We start from the raw sequence: 17,487 nt of genomic DNA on the forward strand, positions 1-17,487 counted from the left end.
CCACCTATATGAAAAGATTTTCTTGTAAATAGTCTACCACAGCATGCCCACATTCGAAAAATTGATAGAATGTTTCATCATATTCAAAGCTGATACGTTGACCACCTAAATACGTGTCTTTCGTCAATCCGCTGATTTCACTTAAAGGAATTTTCTGAACTATCGTTTTATTTAACCCTTGAAAACTAGAGAGTAACAGCATTGACCCCTTAAATTCTACAAAAGCATAAAAGTAATCATTGGTTGTTTCATTGGTCGTTTTGATATAGGTATTCATTGTAAATCCCTCCTTTGATGCTTTGAGTATAGCTTATGAAACGCGTCTCAGAGCAAGGAGTTTGTTTCTGCTTATTCTTTTATTCTTCTGGCTCCCCAAGAGTAGGATCCAAACGATTGGCAGCCAGAATGAATGGTGCCCAGATCAAGGCAGCCACTAACAAGTTTATGATCGTCAAGACGATGGCCCGCCAGTCACCTGCCGTTGCAAGAAAGCCGCTGATGATCGTAGGCATGACCCAAATCACATTCACTACTACCGGACGCACCAATCCTGCCATCGTGGCAAAGTATGCAATGGTCGCAGTTGCTAATGGCGCTAAAATAAATGGAATCATCATCAACGGATTCAAGACGACCGGCAGACCGAACATCACAGGTTCATTGATATTGAACAACCCAGGAGCAATCCCTAGTTTACCCACTGTTTTATAATCAGCGCGCTTAGATAGTACCAAGATCATGATGATCAACACTAACGTCACTCCTGCTCCACCAGGCCATACAAAAGCCTCAAATGAACCAGCTACCCATTTGAAGGGAATCGGTTCATTATTTTGAAAAGCATTCGTATTCTCTACCATCGCTGTTCCATATAAAGTCTGTAAAACAGGCGACATGATATTCGTTCCATGAAGACCAAAAAACCAGAGAACATGGACAAGCAGAACAATAATAAAGACAGCCCCGTAGCCCTGTGAAAGATGCATCAAAGGTCTTTGGATCGCTTCTGAGATCCAATCAATCAAAGGGACACCAGCAGTTTGTTTGAACAGATAATTGATAGTACCGACGACATACAATGAGACTACTGCGGGTATGATCGCAGCAAAAGCTTTTGAGACAGCCGGAGGAACAGAATCAGGCATACGAATAATAATGTTTTTACGAATTAGAAGTGCGAAAATGATAACCGATATAAACCCAAAAATCATGGCTGTAAAAAGCCCAGAGCCACCCATATATTTTCCAAAATTAAAATAGCCCCACGCCCCCATTGAAAGTGTTTGCCCACCTTCCGCATCAGCAAGGACTCCACCAGCAGAAGTAATCATCGTTGCTGCTTCTTCTGATAATTTTTCTGGCAATGTCAACACCGCCGTAGCAGCATCAGGTAAACCAATAATAAAAGCAACTAAAGAAACGATACTACCGGAAACTGGATCTACCCCATAAGCTTTGGCTAAGTTAGCCCCTAAAGATAGTGCAAAAACAACCGCCATGATCGCCAATGTTCCATTCCAGATCAGACCATTCACACCGATAACTGGTGTAAAAAATGTAGTTATTGCATTTCCTTCTCCTAGATACGTATTGGGAAAATCACGCATAAATGCATTTAGCAACACTGCAATTGCACCAGCCATAGTAGCTGGCATTGTTCCAATAAAAGCATCACGTAAAGCAACTAAATGTTTTTCTGAACCTATTTTTGTTGCGACTGGTAAAATATACCTCTCCATCCACTTCATCAATCCGTCCATTCTTATCCTCCTAAAATCTATTTTTCGTCACTTTGTATGCGCATACATTATAACGATATCATAAATATAGCATATATTTCTAAGCGTGCCTACTTAATGTAAAAAGAATTTTTTATGCCTAGGAAAAATAGTACACTCTGTAGTAATTTTTTCATTTATATGTGATAAATGGAGGTTGTCATGAAACTATTTCGTTTTAACGCACTCTCCATTTCTTTATTCATATGTTTTTCTTCTTTATTTCCACCTACATTGATTTTATCCTTTCATCCTAGAGTTCATCTTATTTTCTCATGGCAACAGGTTTTCCCTTTGTTTAACTAAAAAATGCGTTTCCTCATTAACTAGTACTTAGGTCTGATTGTTGTGAAATAACTTTAGTGATAGAGTAAAGAAAAGGGGGAATAGATGATGAAAAAAGCTTCGATTGTTTTCTCGCTATTATTTTTTAATGTAGTCTTCATTTTAGGTGTAGCAGCAAGTGTTTATATCTTTATTGCGAGTTTATGGATAGTTACGGGTTCATTTTTGCTCTCTCCACTTCTACTATTAGGAGCAACCTTGTTGACGATTCAGGATTTTTCAGTTTTTCAAAGCATAGCAAGTATCTTGTTGTTTGCTTTGGGCGGGCTACTAGTCCCAGTATGTATCAAAGCAACAAAATACGTAGGAAATATTTCAGCGAAGTACATTGCTTATAACAAGAGATTGATTTATGGATAAGTCGTATTACAGGCTCCAAACTTCTGCTAACTGACCACTATCCTCAGATTTTGTTAACTCTTAAGTCTCCCTGAGGTCAAGACAAAAGTCGTTTAAGTTTGAGAAATTGGAGACAAAACATACTAAGATTAGAGGGTAAATTCATCCGTCGATGAATTTACCCTCTAATCTTAGTATGTTTTTTTCCTCAAAGCTCCTCATTGAAGCACCTTCCTTAACCGTATAAAACTATTGATTGCTAAAACCGCAATTATTACCCTTCTTACCATTGCAGGTCTGCACTATCAAGGAATAACTTTTTTATTCAAACAGCTTTTAAATGAACACTGGATGTACCAGGACAAGTAACCTTGAAGGCATGAATTCAAATAACACCCTTTTCGATAATACTGACGGACTAGTTCCCCAAAGTCTTTTCATTCCCCCTATGATAAACTAAAAATAGTAAGTAGTTTATTCACTTATGGTTCCTTGAATATCAGTGTTTTAATCTTTTTCTATTTTAAGTTGTTCCACTATCCAACAAAAAAGATCAATAGGAGGAAAGTAAATGAAGAAAGCAAGTTGCTTATGCGGTGCTATTTCGATGGAAGTTCAAGACATCCATTCCGAGGTGGGCGCCTGTCATTGTTCGATGTGTCGTCGTTGGGGAGCGGGACCACTGCTTACGGTTGAAGCAGGAACAGGTGCAACAATTTCCATCCAACCTGAAAACTTAGTTACTCGCTATCAGTCATCTGAATGGGCGGAACGTGGCTTTTGCTCAATTTGTGGGTCACATCTTTTTTATCATCTTCTTCCAGGGGATTCCTACAGTATCCCAATCGATTTATTTGCAGATCAGGAAGGAGCAACACTGACAGTCGAAGTCTATTACGATCAGAAACCGTCTTACTACAGTTTTGCAAATGACACAAAGAAGCTAACCGAAGCCGACGTCATGAAAATAGTACAAGAAACGTATTTTAACAAAGAATAGTTGCTACATTGAGGTTTTGTTCAACGACAACAATCTTCAATAGAAGAAAATATTACGGAGGGGAGATTCAACGGCCGTTGAATTTCCCCTCCGCTCGTTCTTTAGGCTTACATATAATGAAGTACCTCATTGAAAAATAGGCCAAGCAAAACATGTATCCGATTGGAATCAGCTTTTCCATTCCATCCATAATATCTGATGATCAATGCTATCCCGCCTGACACTGACGAAATTTTATGAAGAAATCAGTCCAAACATATTACTGATTTTCTACGATTATTTTTCTTTTCACATCATTTCAGGTAACCCATAAACCGATTTGCAATTTTTGGATCTTAGGAGGAAAATACAAACAGAGGTGATGACCATGGACAAGATAAATTGGGCGACTAGTTCGGTCCAAGCGGCTTATCAAGCACTAGCAAGTTCAGAAAAGGGACTTTCGACAGATGAAGTGCAGCAACGCTTAACCAAATACGGTCAAAATGTAATCAACACAACAAAAAAAGAATCAATTATCAAAACATTTTTATTAAATTTCACAAGTCTGATGGCACTCTTATTATGGGTATCGGGTTTTATTGCTTTATTTGCCGGTATGCTCGAATTAGGGATCGCCATCTGGTTGGTCAATGTGATCAACGGGCTCTTCAGTTTTTGGCAGCAATATCGCGCTAGTCAAGCAACTTCTGCCCTACAAAAAATGTTGCCAAACTATGCTCGCGTCTTACGCAACGGTAAAATAGAAAACACTCTGGTGGAAAATATCGTACCCGGAGATGTCGTACAGATCAAAAGTGGTGATAATATTCCTGCGGATGGCCGTCTATTGCAAGCTGACAGCATGCAAGTCAACCAATCTTCTTTAACTGGTGAATCCACCACCGTTAACAAGGATAGTGCCACATTAACCGCTGATGAAGTCAAAACAGCTGGGCGCTTTGCCGAAGCGAATCTGGTTTATGAAGGAACTTCTGTAGTCAGTGGTAGTGGGTTGATGTTAGTTACCCAAACAGGGATGAAAACTGAATTTGGGCAAATTGCTTCTTTGACCGGTTCCGTTGCTGCAACTCCCAGCCCATTAGAAAAAGAACTAAACGTCTTGACGAAGCAACTTTCCCTGATCGCCATTGTAATCGGTGTGATTTTCTTTCTAGCAGCAGTCTTTTTCGTAAAAAATCCTGTTGTTGAATCATTTATTTTTGCCTTGGGAATGATGGTAGCCTTTATTCCAGAAGGGTTGTTACCAACAGTCACTTTATCTTTAGCGCTGGCAGTTCAGACGATGGCTAAGAAAAATGCTCTCGTTAAACATCTAAATAGCGTTGAAACACTAGGAGAAACTTCGGTGATCTGTTCTGATAAAACTGGGACCTTGACTAAAAATCAGATGACCGTCGAAAAAGTATGGTTGCCTTATGCACAGTATGAAGTGTCTGGCACTGGTTATGCACCAAATGGGATCGTAACTAAAGAAAGCATGCGAATCGAATTAGCTAAAGAAAAAGATCTATTACAACTGATCCGTATCGGTACATTAGATAACGACTCTGCTATCCAACAAACAGATCAGGAATATCAATTAGTAGGTAGTCCCGATGAAGGTAGCTTACTCATTTTAGCAGATAAAGCGGATTATGCTCTGGCAGAAGAGAAAGAACGTTATCAAAGGCTTAGTGAACTACCCTTTGATTCAAAACGCAAACGAATGTCGACGATCCATCAGCAACAAAATGATCGCTTTATTTTTACCAAAGGCGGGATCACCGAAGTCCTCGAATGTTGCACTTACTTTTTACTGAATGGAGAAATCAAGCCTCTCGACGACACACATAAAAAACAGATTCTTGATCAAAATGACATTTTCGCCAAAGAAGGTCTACGAACACTGGCTTTCGCCTACCGCCGATTAAATCCGGATGAAACAGAATACAGCATTGAAAAAACAGAAAATCAGTTGGTCTTCGTCGGTATCACTGCCAGCCAAGATCCACCACGGGAAAACGTCATCGAAGCAATAAAAAAATGTCACGCTGCTAGCATTCGGATCATCATGGTCACAGGTGATTATGGCCTGACCGCTGAAAGTATCGCCCGCAAAATCGGGATCGTTGAAGGTGACGATGTTCGTGTCGTGACAGGCGATCAACTGTCAGCGATGTCTGATGACGAACTAAAGGAAAATCTTACCCATCAAATCATTTTTGCCCGAGTTGCACCAGAACAAAAATATCGGATCGTTTCTCTCTTACAATCCTTAGGTGAAATTGTTGCATCCACTGGAGATGGGGTCAATGATGCCCCAGCTTTGAAAAAAGCTGATATCGGGGTGGCGATGGGAGTCACCGGTACTGATGTCGCAAAAGAAGCCGCCGATATGATCTTAACAGATGATAATTTCACTTCGATCGTCAATGCTATTGAAGAAGGTCGTACGGTCTATAATAATATACGTAAATTCTTGTTATATATTTTAAATAGCAATATGCCAGAAGCTTTTCCATCAATTTTATTTCTGCTTTCTCGGGGAATGATCCCATTGCCTTTAACGGTGATGCAGATCCTTTCTATCGATCTAGGGACCGATATGTTGCCGGCACTAAGCCTAGCCACTGAAAAAACCGAACCTGGAACGATGAATAAACCGCCTCGCAAACGAACAGATCATCTCTTGACCAAAAAATTGATCTGGAAGGCATTTGGTTGGTATGGTCTGGTGGCATCTGTAATATCGATTGGTGCTTATTTCGTAATCAATTATTCTGACGGTTGGCCAACTATTCCATTGGCAAGCACAGGAAAAACTTATGTAATGGCCACTACAATGACTTTAGCAGCAATTGTTTTTAGTCAGATTGGTGCTGTTTTCAACTGTCGAACAGAAAAAGAATCCTTATTCAAGATCGGTTTTTTCAGCAACAAACGAGTTTTGTTAGGTATCCTTTTTGAAATCTGCCTGTTAGCCGCTCTGATTAACATTCCTTTCTTGCAAGATGCCTTCAACACCACCAATATTCCATTGATTGCTTGGTTTGGCTTGGCATTGATCCCGATTCCGATCATTCTATTGGAAGAGTTGCGTAAAGCCATATTACGACATCGGACTTCGGTGAAATAAAACTGGAAATCATTGAGCATCCAGCTGATATAATTGGTGAGGTTGGGACAGAATTGTTTAACTCCGAGAAATAAGAAGAAATTAACGAAAATTGCTTTTCAAATTTTTGTGAATTTCGGCTTATTTCCGAAGGAGTTGCTTCTGCTCCCACCGTTTATTCGTTTTTAAAGAATGAGACAAAAGTGTTTCTTACTTTTGCCCCACACTCACTTTCTTTTGAAAAACTGATATCTAGAGATGTTTGAAAAACATTTCAGAGACTTCTCCTAACAAACAAACGAATGTGGGATAAATCTAAAAATCAGATTTGCTACAGACTCTCGAATAAACGAAAGTCCAAAAGTCAGGTTTTTCGGAAATTTCAAAAAAAGAGGTTGGGACAAAATTGTTTCTTACTTTTGTCCCAACCTCTTTTCCATATTACTACACTAGCCTAAAAAGGAAGCGAGGTTTCTACCTCATAAGTTGAACTAATGCTATCATTCGATACAAAATTCTTAATGTAGATTTTTTGTTCGTGTAGTTCTAAAGTTTACTCTTTGTTGTGATGGCACATTTATTATTACCTACTCACCAATAATAAACTAGATTATACTCTTTACTTTACTCTTCTATAAATTAAAAAAAGAGAACCCAGATATATCAAGGTTCTCTCTTAAATACTACATCATGCCGCCCATCATTGATGGATCCATTGCTGGCGCTGCTGGAGCCGCTGGTTCTGGCTTGTCAGCTACGACAGCTTCTGTTGTTAATAACAATGCAGAAACAGATGCTGCATTTTGTAATGCTGAACGTGTAACTTTTGTTGGGTCAACGATACCAGCTTCTACCATGTTTACCCATTCGCCTGTTGCGGCATTGAATCCTGTTCCTAATTCAACATTTTTCAATTTATCAACAATGACTGAACCTTCGTAACCAGCATTTTCTGCAATTTGACGAATTGGTTCTTCTAATGCACGAACAACGATCTTGATACCTGTAGCAACATCACCTTCTGCATCTACTGCAGAAACTTTACCGATGACATTCACTAATGCTGTACCCCCACCAGAAACCATGCCTTCTTCAACAGCGGCACGTGTTGCGTTCAATGCATCTTCAATGCGTAATTTCAATTCTTTCAACTCTGTTTCAGTTGCAGCACCGACTTTAACGACAGCCACACCACCTGCAAGTTTTGCTAAGCGTTCTTGTAATTTTTCGCGATCAAAGTCTGAAGTTGTTTCAGCGATTTGATTTTTGATCAATTGAACGCGAGCTTCGATCGCTGTTTTTTCGCCAGATCCTTCAACGATTGTTGTGTTGTCTTTATCCACAACAACTTTTGATGCGTTTCCTAGGTTTTCGATCGTTGCGTCTTTCAATTCTAAGCCTAGGTCATCAGTGATCACTGTACCACCAGTCAAAATAGCGATATCTTCAAGCATTGCTTTGCGACGGTCACCAAATCCAGGAGCTTTGACAGCGACAACGTTGAATGTTCCGCGAATCTTATTCAAGACTAATGTTGGTAGAGCTTCGCCATCCACATCATCTGCAATGATCAATAATGGACGAGATTGTTGTAAGATTTGTTCTAACAATGGCAAGATGTCTTGAATGTTAGAGATTTTTTTATCAGTGATCAAAATGTATGGATTTTCTAGAACAGCTTCCATTTTATCATTGTCAGTTACCATGTATTGTGATAAGTAACCGCGATCGAATTGCATTCCTTCAACTACGTCTAATTCTGTTTCGATCCCTTTTGATTCTTCGATAGTGATTACGCCATCGTTTCCTACTTTTTCCATAGCGTCAGCAATCAAATGTCCTACTTTATCAGAGCCAGATGAAACAGCCGCTACTTGTGCAATGGCTTCTTTTGAGTCAACAACAGTTGAAATATTGTGTAATTCTTCTACAGCAGCTTTTGTTGCTAATTCGATCCCACGGCGGATACCTAAAGGATTAGCTCCTGCTGTAACGTTTTTTAACCCTTCACGTACGATTGCTTGAGTCAAGACTGTAGCAGTTGTTGTACCGTCACCAGCAATATCGTTTGTTTTTGAAGCAACTTCAGAAACTAATTTTGCTCCCATGTTTTCAAAATGATCTTCTAATTCGATTTCTTTCGCAATCGTTACCCCATCATTTGTGATCAATGGTGAGCCATATGATTTTTCCAATACGACATTACGACCTTTTGGCCCTAATGTTACTTTCACTGTATCTGCTAATTTATCTACGCCACGTAACATTGCTGCACGAGCATCTTCTGAAAATTTCAATTCTTTTGCCATATCTATTCACCTCATCAAAATTTTTCATTCATTTTAATTGATTGCTTTGTTTTTACTCAACGATCGCCATGATATCTTTTCCAGCGACGATCAAATATTCTTTTCCTTCAAATTTCACTTCTGTACCGGCATATTTTTCAAACATTACTTGGTCGCCTACTTTTACAGCAGCAGGAACTTGTTCCCCGTTTTCTAACAAACGGCCTTCACCAACTGCGATAACTGTTCCAGTTTGTGGTTTTTCTTTAGCTGATGAAGCTAAAACGATTCCTCCAACAGTTTTTTCTTCCTCTTTTGCGACTTCAATAACGACGCGATCACCTAATGGTTTTAACACGATAAATCCCTCCGATAACTCTTTTTTGAATTCATTAGCACTCTAACAAGTCGAGTGCTAACCTACATTTTTAATAATACTCATTCTTCCATTTTTTTGCAAGCTTTTTAAATGAAGTTCTATAATTTTTACGTTATCCCTTACGTTTCAAAACAAAAGAAGGTAAATGAAGTATGTTATAATTAAAGAAAGCGTGGGAGCAGAAGCAACTCCTTCTTATTTCTCGGAGTTAAACACTTCTGTCCAAGCCTCGTTATTCTGCCTAATTTTAAGGAGGACCTTATGTCATTAAAAAAATATAGTTTTCTGAGTATCTTTTGCTATGGATTGATTTTCCTTTCACCTTTGATCCTTTCCTCTGTTGGAATCGTCCATACAACCACAGATTTGATTACTGCGACAGCAATTGCTTATATTTTAGGTGCGATCGTTTTAGCCTTCCTTTATTTTAGACAAAGGGAACCTTTATCCATCGAAGCAGCAGTTCCTAAATCTTCTGTACCAAAAATTATTCTTTATGGACTTGTTGGTATTTTTATCGCCTTGATTCTGCAAAGTTTAGCTGTAACATTGGAAACATTTTTATTTGGAGAAAGTGCGCCTTCTGAAAATACACAAAATATCATCCAGATGATCCTTGAAGCGCCAGCCTTCATTGTCGCAACTACGATTGCTGGACCGATCATGGAAGAATTCGTCTTTCGTCGCAGCATTTTGGGTATTGTTGGAAGATATAGTAATTTTTGGGTAGGTGCCATTGTTAGTTCCTTGCTTTTTGCATTCGCACATAATGACGGACATTTATTGATCTACTTTTTCTTAGGTTTTTTCTTCAGCTTACAATATAAGGTAACTGGTCGAATTTGGACATCAATGATTACTCATGTCGGAATGAACACGCTTGTCGTGATTGTCCAACTCGCTATCCAAAAAGGATTGCTTTCCTATTAAAATTTACCATTGATTTGATAAAAATAAAAAAGCTTTCAATAAAAAATAGAACGATACCAGCATAAACAGCTCGTTCATTTTTCTAGGAAAAGCTTTTTTATTTTTTTACTGTCTTCTTTTAGATAACACTTCATTGCCAGAAACAGGATTATTTTTCTTGTTTTATCTGTTGCTTTTCTCCTTATTTCTGCCACTTCTACTTTTCTTTCTCGATACACAACTGAAAGTTAACACATGCAGAATCCCTTCGCCAATTTTTCTAAATAGTTCTACGATGATATCTTCAATGAACGTTACCTTAGTCCTGACGAGATCTTATTGCCGACTCAGTCCTCTCATGCAAAATTTTCTTATTAGACATAAATTCATACCCACGTTTCTTCAGATCCGTAATACTCATATAGGTTTCTGCTTCAACTCCACCGATTTCTTTATCCTGTAATAATTTTTGTTTATGTATATAGGATGAGTCCAAGTACATTCGTTTCTGCCTTTGTTCATTTATTTCTGGTCTCTCACCTGTTTGTTTGATTTTTTGTTCTTTCATTATCAGTTCTAGATTTTTTCTCTCTATAATTACTTCTCTTCTTTCTAAGTCTACTTCTTTTCTCTCTAAGCACAATTCTCTTTTTTCTAGGTCTGTTTTTCTTTTTTTAAAGTCCACTTCTCTTCTTTCTAGATCTACTTCTTTTCTCTCTAGCTCCACTTTTCTTCTTTCTAGGTTTACTTCTTTTTCAATCATGTCGATTTTGTTTAAATCAAGCTTTAATTTATTTCTGTAAGTTTTTAATTTTTGTCTTTTATATTTATATTTTAGACGTTCAACTTGCGCTTTTGTACTGATTTTCAATTCTTGCCTGTTTGTATTCCTCTTACCTGACACATTGGATATGCTTCTCTCTAGATTTTGCTTTTTTCTCGCCCGATTCGACGATATTTTTGCCGTATCGTCGGATTGCTTCTGTCTTAAATCTTTTTGTTTTTCTACAGTTTTTATCGGCGTTGATTTTACACTTTCCTTTTGAAAAGCATTTGTCTTCTTTTTGACCGACTGTCTTATTTCATTTCCTGTGAGTTTCTTTTTTTTTGATTAGTTCTTGTTTGACGAATTTTACTAATTTTGGAGGAACATGGCTAGATCTAGCAACCTTTGTTACACTTGTCACTCTGAGTAGTTCACGTTCAATATGACGTCTTTGATTTACGGTTAACACTAATTTAGTTTTTTTTCTCATTTTCTTTCCCCTTTTTTTGGATCAAACGTTTGATTGCTTTGAGCATAACCGATTCTTGGAATAAACAAGCCATCATTATTTCTTCATTTAGAAATAGTTGTTCTGATCTAAGATGACAAAAAAACAAGCTAGGATTCACAAAAATTTGTGAGTCCTAACTTGTTATGAAGAGAACATTCTTTTTTTAGTGTATAGATACAACTACTTTTCTCTAATCATGGATCGATCATATTGAAAATAGTTCCGTTGCTTCATCTGGATCTGTGTCATAGACATCAAAGTCATAACCAACACCCAGATCTTTTTCTTTAAGGACATTTTCCATGGTTAAATGCGCAAGTTCTTTCATATTGTTTTCTTTACTTAAATGTCCCAGATAGATCCGTTTTGTTCGGTCACCAATCACATCTGTCATGACTAGCGCCCCGTCTTCATTAGAAAGATGGCCTCGATCCCCTAGAATCCGTTGCTTTAGATTCCAGGGATAAGGTCCCATACGAAGCATTTCCAGATCATGATTGCTTTCCATAAGATAGCCATCTGCATTCTTGATGATCCCACGCATACGATCATTACAATATCCGGTATCTGTCAACATGACAAATGACCGATTTTCTTTATAGAAACGATAGAATTGAGGTGCTGCTGCATCGTGTGATACACCAAAACTTTCAACGTCTAGATCGCCAAAAGTTTGAACCTTCCCCATTTCAAATAAATGTTTTTGCTCAATTGGAACATTTCCGATCAACGGCGACATCGCTTCCCAAGTTTTTTCATTGGCAAAGACATCTAAATGATACTTTCTCGCTAATACACCGACCCCATGAATATGGTCTCGATGTTCATGCGTTACTAAAATCCCATCTAACTGGTCAGGTGTCCGATCAATCTGTGCCATTAAAGAAGTAATTTTTTTCCCGCTGAGTCCAGCATCCACCAGAAGTCGCTTTTTATCACTTTCAATATAAAGTGAATTTCCAGAGCTTCCGCTTGCTAGGATACTGATTTTGAAAGCTGGTTTTTCTTCAGCCATTTCACTACTTCCCTTCTTACTTTGTAAACTTTTTTCATTATACCTACTTTTTTAATGATCTTCCACCTTTGGAATCGTATTATTTGTAACAATCGTATTACTGAATGCATTGACTGATTCAACTTGTGTTACTTTATCAGCTGTTTCGATTGCTACATACCAAATAGGTACATAAACATTTTTTTCACGTACTTTAAGAATACAGGAGTACGCCAATTGTCGCCATAAAATCTTTGAACCTCGGGAAATTTTGTTATTTATATATAATGTTTTGATTGCATCTTCTTCTGTGTGTAATTCTGTTTTCTCACGTAGCTGTTCAATACCTGAAAGATGTGTCTGGGTGTATTTGGTGACTGCGTAGCGGTTATCTACCTTATCCAAAGAAAACACGATTTTCGCTGTATCATCATAGAAAGGTAAGCCTTCGTACACTTGACTTGCTTCAATTTCAGGAGAATCTCCACCTAGTGTCGAGAAATGCTTCATATACATATAATCAGTGCCAAACAATACATCCTCTTTATTAGCTAAAAAATCTGCAACAGAATGACCTAACTGATCAGGATCAAACGTACTCTTTTCTGATTCTGTTTCTGATAACGTCTTTGTTAGCACATCATCATTTAACACGACCCCGCTACTTAACAAACCTCTTTTATCTGAATTACGGCGATAATCCGTCAGCACATTGCTAAGATCTGTTTCTTCTGCACTAAGGTAATACCCTTGACGACTTTCAGAGGAGATTTTCCCTGTATATGAGATGTCATCACTGGCAAGGCGTTGCTGGATCGATTCTGTTTGATCAGAGCGAATAACATTGTTTTCTTGATTTACAGCATCATGGTAACTACTGAATAAGAAAATGTTAAGACCTAAAAAGGCAACGAAAAAGATCCATTCAATCTTTTTGAAATCCATTTATTTCGCCTCCGATCCAGGTAACCTTACAAGCAACTCACTTACGGAATACCATTGTTCTTGATATTTCACATACCATTCTGGCAATAGATCGACGACACGATTCGTTTCTTTGATATTTTGCCATGTATACCCTACGATGATCGATTGGATTTTCCCTTTATCTGCACCTTTATCGACTAAATTTTGAATCACATTTTCTGTATTTGGTAATTCTACTTCCTCATCAGAAGGGATCGGCACTTGGATCGTATTCAAACTTGTTTGGATATTCACCTCAGACCCGCCGGAATCATCACCAATCTCAATTCCAACCTGTCCCTTACTATCCGAACCAAAGACGGGAAATCCTTCTACAAATATCCGATAATCGATTTTATTTTCCTTACGATCAAAGTAGCGCATATTACCAAGAGAACTACCTAGCTTACTAATGTAAGGGAAACTTTCGGAAAAAATATCGCCAGAGGCTTCTTCCGGAGTTTCTCCCCGAAAATCAACGACTTGTGTGTCCGAGTGGATCGACATCGTTTCATTTCTATCATAGAAAATCAATTCACTGCTCTCATCATTATTCTTTACTTCGTCAGGTTTTTGAAAAAAAGCATTTCGAAATACTGTATATGGTTGTTGTGACAAGATGTAACTATATTTCTTCAGTTTCACCGGATTTTTTGTATCATACTGCGTTGGCATGATAGATGGTTCAGCATTCATTTCTGTCCATTTAATACCTGTAGCTTTTAATTCTTTCTCTAGATCCGACCAATCGATCGAAATACTCGCCTCATAAATCGTGTGATCAGAATAATTGATAAAACGTACTTTATCCTTTTTCTCATCAAATTGGATACGATTGAAATAAGGCGTATCATCTTCCTTGGTAATTGCTGAAATATCAAAATTCAAATGAAAGGCATCTTTATATTCGCTTAAAAGCAAAGGTGCATTATACGTAAGTTCGACACCCTCATCAATTGTTTTTGTCTGATTGAACTTTTCTAAGTTTCCAGAAACCACTTCAGAAAGTCGACCAAATCTTGCCCCTTCAACGACCGTTTGTAAACGGGTAATAAGATTCTCACTGTTTGTTTCTTTCAGCGATCCAGCATTTATCCAAGTTAGATGCAACGGTAGAAATACCTCTGATGCTTTACGATAATTTTGAGATTCCACTACTTGCGAGCTAGTTTCATCGACATTGATCGATGTCTTTCCTGCTGGGCTTAACCAAATGGCATAAGAGAAATAGATGCTTAAAGCAATCATCAAAATCAGTCCGATCCGAACAACTTTTTCAGATATTTTCATTCCCACCATTCCTCCTCATAAGGTTCATATGGTAAAGAAATATAGAAAGTTGAACCTTGTCCTTCTTTACTTTCTGCCCAGATTGCACCACGATGTGCTTTTATCACTTCTCTTGAAATCGCAAGCCCCAGCCCAGTTCCTCCTTGGGCTCTTGCTCGTGCTTTATCAACACGGTAGAAGCGCTCAAAAACTCGGTTCAAGTCTTTTTTAGGAATCCCTAGCCCTTGGTCTGTAATACTTAAAATCACATTATTGTGTGTTTCTAGTAATCGACAGGTGATCGTTCCACCATCTGGAGAATATTTGATTGCATTATTCATGATATTATCCACCACTTGAATGATCTTGTCTGTATCGATTTCCACCCATAGATCTCTTTGGGTAAATTCTCTTTTGATCCGATAATTTTTTTCCTGATTACCAACCATCATATCAAATCGGTCAAGTACAAAATTGACTAGTTCATTGAAATTCACATATTCTAGTTGAAGTTGCGTATTTCCTGTGTCCATCCTTGAAAGATTTAGCAGATCATTGATCATCCGAATCATCCGATCCGTTTCATCTAGCGTAACTTTTAAAAAGTTAGGGGCAACTTCTTCGTCTTTCCAAGCACCTTCACTTAATGCTTCGATATAGCTGCGCATACTCGTCAATGGTGTCCGCAATTCATGTGAAACATTCGATACGAACTCACGTCGTTCTCTTTCTGTTTTTTCTTGCTCTGTGACATCGTGAAGAACCGCAACTAAACCACTGATAAATCCAGATTCTCTGCGGATCATCGAAAATTCTACGCGTAAAATCATTTGGTCACTTTCCATCAATCCCGTTGAACGGTCGAGAACCATTTCATTCGGATCTTCCAACAATTTTCGTAACGTGTACTCTTCTTCAATGTCCAGTAGTGTTAAGATCGACTGTCCGATTGCCTCTTCATTTTTTACATCCAACAATGAGATTGCCATGTCATTGATCGTGATCACCTTGCCTCGACGGTCTGTGGCAATTACTCCATCTGTCATATGAGAAAGGACGCTATCTAGCCGATTTCTTTCAGCTTCCATCGTATCTTGTGCTTCTTCGATACGTTCAGCCAATTGATTGAATGTATCAGCCAGTTGCCCCAATTCATCTTGACCATGGACTTTGACTTTCCGACTATAATCTCCTCGAGCGATCCGAATCGCTTGCTCACGCATCTCTCCGATTGGTTGGGTGATCGAACGCGCGACTAGGACGGAAACGATCATAGAGATAAATGCAGCAATCAATGAGGCAGTAAAGAAGATAAGTGCGGTATTATTGATTTCTGAATATTTTTGTTCAATATTGCTTTTGACGTAAAGAGCCCCGATAACGGCATCACCGGTCGGGGATAGGATAGGTTGAATATTGATGTTCACCCGCTTATCGTCATTGTCGAGTGCTACATAGCGTTTGGTTGTGAAGTCATTGATGTCGACATAATCATTTTTTTTACCAATAGAACTCTGCTCACTCACATCTGTTGTCCCACGTATGATCCCTTTTTCGTCCACCACACGCATCTCCAGAATATCGCTAGATGCACTCGTTTCAATAAACCGCTTGATATTCGCATTTACTTCGTCTGTATCTGCGCTATCTTTACGATTCAACTCAGGGCTGATTGTAGTTGCTAATGATTCAACCGTCTGATTCATATCTTTGATAAACGTATTGATCGTTGAACGTTCCAGTCCTCGGATGAAATACGCTCCAATAATTTCAATAGAGATCAGCAAAATCAAAATAAATGTAATGGCTATTTTAAAATTGACTGATCGAAAAAAGCGGACTTTCCTTTTCATCAACTACTCCTGTTCTTGGTTACGTAAATAGTAACCGACACCTCGACGCGTCACTAAATAATTAGGGTGACTCGGATTATCTTCAATTTTTTCGCGTAAACGTCGTACTGTAACGTCCACTGTTCGTACATCCCCAAAATAGTCATAACCCCAAACAGTTTGTAATAAGTGTTCACGGGTCATCACTTGCCCAATATGTTTGGCTAAATAAAAGAGCAATTCAAATTCACGATGTGTCAATTCGATCGTTTCTCCTCGTTTGGTTACCATGTACGCATCTGGATGGATCGTCAAATCGCCGATCACCAATTCTGACGGCGTTTCTTCCTCTACTTCTTTAGATGCAGTTGCTCCTCTGCGAAGATTTGCTTTGACCCGAGCGACTAACTCACGATTAGAAAATGGCTTGGTGACATAATCATCTGCGCCTAATTCTAGACCTAAGACTTTATCGATTTCAGAATCCTTTGCCGTTACCATAATGATCGGCATATCGTAAGTTTTGCGTACTTCACGAGCCACTTCCAGTCCATCCATTTTTGGCAACATCAAATCCAGTAAAATCAAATCAGGTTCTACCTCAGTCACTTTTTCCAAGGCTTCTTCCCCGTCATAAGCAGTGTAAACATCATAGCCTTCTTTGGCTAAATTAAATTTGACGATATCCGAAATCGGCTTTTCGTCATCGACAACTAAAATCTTTTTCATAAAGAGCCACCTCTTTTTTATTTATTGTCATACTCTTCTATTATAACTTATTTCCGAATATGTTTCATCTCTGTAAAAAACAAGGTCTCAAAAGCCTTTTTTAAAAGAAAAAAGGTGGAACAAAAGTAAAAACCACTTTTGTCTCACCTCTAGATTCGACTAATCGATGACTATGGCAAACACTTTTCTAAGAATAAAGCGAATATCCTCAAAATTTAAAGAACATTTTTTTGACCTTTATTCCTTGAACCTTAGCATTTCCATTTTCGATTCTTCAAACGAATA

General features: G+C 38.3%; 14 protein-coding genes. 4 read left to right on the top strand and 10 right to left on the bottom strand.

Annotated features, from left to right (window positions below):
• Positions 1-4: 4 nt before the first annotated feature.
• Both FGQ66_RS04030 and FGQ66_RS04035 read right to left on the bottom strand, forming a co-directional pair.
• Positions 5-277: a hypothetical protein gene (locus FGQ66_RS04030; protein ID WP_138301762.1), complete on the bottom strand. Its 273-nt coding sequence runs from the start codon at positions 275-277 to the stop codon at positions 5-7.
• A 79-nt stretch (positions 278-356) separates the two neighbouring features.
• Positions 357-1,760, bottom strand: coding sequence for a PTS sugar transporter subunit IIC (locus FGQ66_RS04035; RefSeq protein WP_138301764.1), 1,404 nt, complete (start codon positions 1,758-1,760; stop codon positions 357-359).
• Between the two features lie 411 nt (positions 1,761-2,171).
• Between FGQ66_RS04035 and FGQ66_RS04040 the strand changes: the two genes are divergently transcribed.
• The 3 genes from FGQ66_RS04040 to FGQ66_RS04050 all read left to right on the top strand — a co-directional run bounded on the left by FGQ66_RS04040 (position 2,172) and on the right by FGQ66_RS04050 (position 6,580).
• Positions 2,172-2,483 (top strand): DUF1700 domain-containing protein, encoded by a 312-nt coding sequence (locus FGQ66_RS04040; RefSeq protein ID WP_227260050.1) that lies wholly within the window; start codon positions 2,172-2,174, stop codon positions 2,481-2,483.
• A gap of 550 nt (positions 2,484-3,033) precedes the next feature.
• The gene (locus FGQ66_RS04045; protein WP_138301766.1) at positions 3,034-3,462 is read left to right on the top strand and encodes a GFA family protein; all 429 of its coding nucleotides are present in this window, start codon (positions 3,034-3,036) and stop codon (positions 3,460-3,462) included.
• Between the two features lie 367 nt (positions 3,463-3,829).
• Positions 3,830-6,580, top strand: a complete 2,751-nt coding sequence (locus tag FGQ66_RS04050; protein WP_138301768.1) for a cation-translocating P-type ATPase — start codon at positions 3,830-3,832, stop codon at positions 6,578-6,580.
• Positions 6,581-7,242: 662 nt separating this feature from the next.
• Here the strand turns inward: FGQ66_RS04050 and groL are convergent.
• Both groL and groES read right to left on the bottom strand, forming a co-directional pair.
• The gene (groL, locus tag FGQ66_RS04055) at positions 7,243-8,868 is read right to left on the bottom strand and encodes a chaperonin GroEL (protein ID WP_005880136.1); all 1,626 of its coding nucleotides are present in this window, start codon (positions 8,866-8,868) and stop codon (positions 7,243-7,245) included.
• A gap of 52 nt (positions 8,869-8,920) precedes the next feature.
• On the bottom strand, positions 8,921-9,205 hold the full coding sequence (gene groES, locus FGQ66_RS04060) for a co-chaperone GroES (protein WP_005880134.1): 285 nt from the start codon (positions 9,203-9,205) through the stop codon (positions 8,921-8,923).
• Between the two features lie 282 nt (positions 9,206-9,487).
• Between groES and FGQ66_RS04065 the strand changes: the two genes are divergently transcribed.
• Positions 9,488-10,156: a CPBP family intramembrane glutamic endopeptidase gene (locus FGQ66_RS04065; protein WP_113846232.1), complete on the top strand. Its 669-nt coding sequence runs from the start codon at positions 9,488-9,490 to the stop codon at positions 10,154-10,156.
• A 298-nt stretch (positions 10,157-10,454) separates the two neighbouring features.
• Here the strand turns inward: FGQ66_RS04065 and FGQ66_RS15365 are convergent, their stop codons facing one another.
• The 6 genes from FGQ66_RS15365 to yycF all read right to left on the bottom strand — a co-directional run bounded on the left by FGQ66_RS15365 (position 10,455) and on the right by yycF (position 17,202).
• On the bottom strand, positions 10,455-11,039 hold the full coding sequence (locus FGQ66_RS15365) for a hypothetical protein (protein WP_230315222.1): 585 nt from the start codon (positions 11,037-11,039) through the stop codon (positions 10,455-10,457).
• A gap of 578 nt (positions 11,040-11,617) precedes the next feature.
• The gene (gene walJ, locus FGQ66_RS04075; RefSeq protein WP_005878927.1) at positions 11,618-12,427 is read right to left on the bottom strand and encodes an exodeoxyribonuclease WalJ; all 810 of its coding nucleotides are present in this window, start codon (positions 12,425-12,427) and stop codon (positions 11,618-11,620) included.
• Positions 12,428-12,478: 51 nt separating this feature from the next.
• Positions 12,479-13,351 carry a two-component system regulatory protein YycI gene (locus tag FGQ66_RS04080; RefSeq protein WP_138301770.1) on the bottom strand — a complete coding sequence of 291 codons (873 nt, stop codon included), beginning with the start codon at positions 13,349-13,351 and terminating at the stop codon, positions 12,479-12,481.
• Complete coding sequence (locus tag FGQ66_RS04085) at positions 13,352-14,662, bottom strand: YycH family regulatory protein (protein ID WP_113846234.1); 1,311 nt, start codon at positions 14,660-14,662, stop codon at positions 13,352-13,354.
• On the bottom strand, positions 14,659-16,494 hold the full coding sequence (gene walK, locus FGQ66_RS04090) for a cell wall metabolism sensor histidine kinase WalK (RefSeq protein ID WP_005878932.1): 1,836 nt from the start codon (positions 16,492-16,494) through the stop codon (positions 14,659-14,661). The genes FGQ66_RS04085 and walK overlap by 4 nt, the downstream gene beginning before the upstream one ends.
• A 3-nt stretch (positions 16,495-16,497) precedes the next feature.
• Positions 16,498-17,202 (bottom strand): response regulator YycF, encoded by a 705-nt coding sequence (gene yycF / locus FGQ66_RS04095; protein ID WP_005878934.1) that lies wholly within the window; start codon positions 17,200-17,202, stop codon positions 16,498-16,500.
• Between the last annotated feature and the right edge of the window lie 285 nt (positions 17,203-17,487).

This window comes from Enterococcus sp. BSD2780061688st2 D3 (genome assembly GCF_005844145.1).
GTDB classification, from domain to species: domain Bacteria; phylum Bacillota; class Bacilli; order Lactobacillales; family Enterococcaceae; genus Enterococcus_B; species Enterococcus_B durans.

What these genes read in the sequence shown, in the direction of transcription:
- FGQ66_RS04030 (WP_138301762.1), bottom strand. Translation starts at nt 277, where the DNA reads ATGAATACCTATATCAAAACGACCAATGAAACAACCAATGATTACTTT.
- FGQ66_RS04035 (WP_138301764.1), bottom strand. Translation starts at nt 1,760, where the DNA reads ATGGACGGATTGATGAAGTGGATGGAGAGGTATATTTTACCAGTCGCA.
- FGQ66_RS04040 (WP_227260050.1), top strand. Translation starts at nt 2,172, where the DNA reads ATGAAAAAAGCTTCGATTGTTTTCTCGCTATTATTTTTTAATGTAGTC.
- FGQ66_RS04045 (WP_138301766.1), top strand. Translation starts at nt 3,034, where the DNA reads ATGAAGAAAGCAAGTTGCTTATGCGGTGCTATTTCGATGGAAGTTCAA.
- FGQ66_RS04050 (WP_138301768.1), top strand. Translation starts at nt 3,830, where the DNA reads ATGGACAAGATAAATTGGGCGACTAGTTCGGTCCAAGCGGCTTATCAA.
- groL (WP_005880136.1), bottom strand. Translation starts at nt 8,868, where the DNA reads ATGGCAAAAGAATTGAAATTTTCAGAAGATGCTCGTGCAGCAATGTTA.
- FGQ66_RS04065 (WP_113846232.1), top strand. Translation starts at nt 9,488, where the DNA reads ATGTCATTAAAAAAATATAGTTTTCTGAGTATCTTTTGCTATGGATTG.
- walJ (WP_005878927.1), bottom strand. Translation starts at nt 12,427, where the DNA reads ATGGCTGAAGAAAAACCAGCTTTCAAAATCAGTATCCTAGCAAGCGGA.
- FGQ66_RS04080 (WP_138301770.1), bottom strand. Translation starts at nt 13,351, where the DNA reads ATGGATTTCAAAAAGATTGAATGGATCTTTTTCGTTGCCTTTTTAGGT.
- FGQ66_RS04085 (WP_113846234.1), bottom strand. Translation starts at nt 14,662, where the DNA reads ATGAAAATATCTGAAAAAGTTGTTCGGATCGGACTGATTTTGATGATT.
- walK (WP_005878932.1), bottom strand. Translation starts at nt 16,494, where the DNA reads ATGAAAAGGAAAGTCCGCTTTTTTCGATCAGTCAATTTTAAAATAGCC.
- yycF (WP_005878934.1), bottom strand. Translation starts at nt 17,202, where the DNA reads ATGAAAAAGATTTTAGTTGTCGATGACGAAAAGCCGATTTCGGATATC.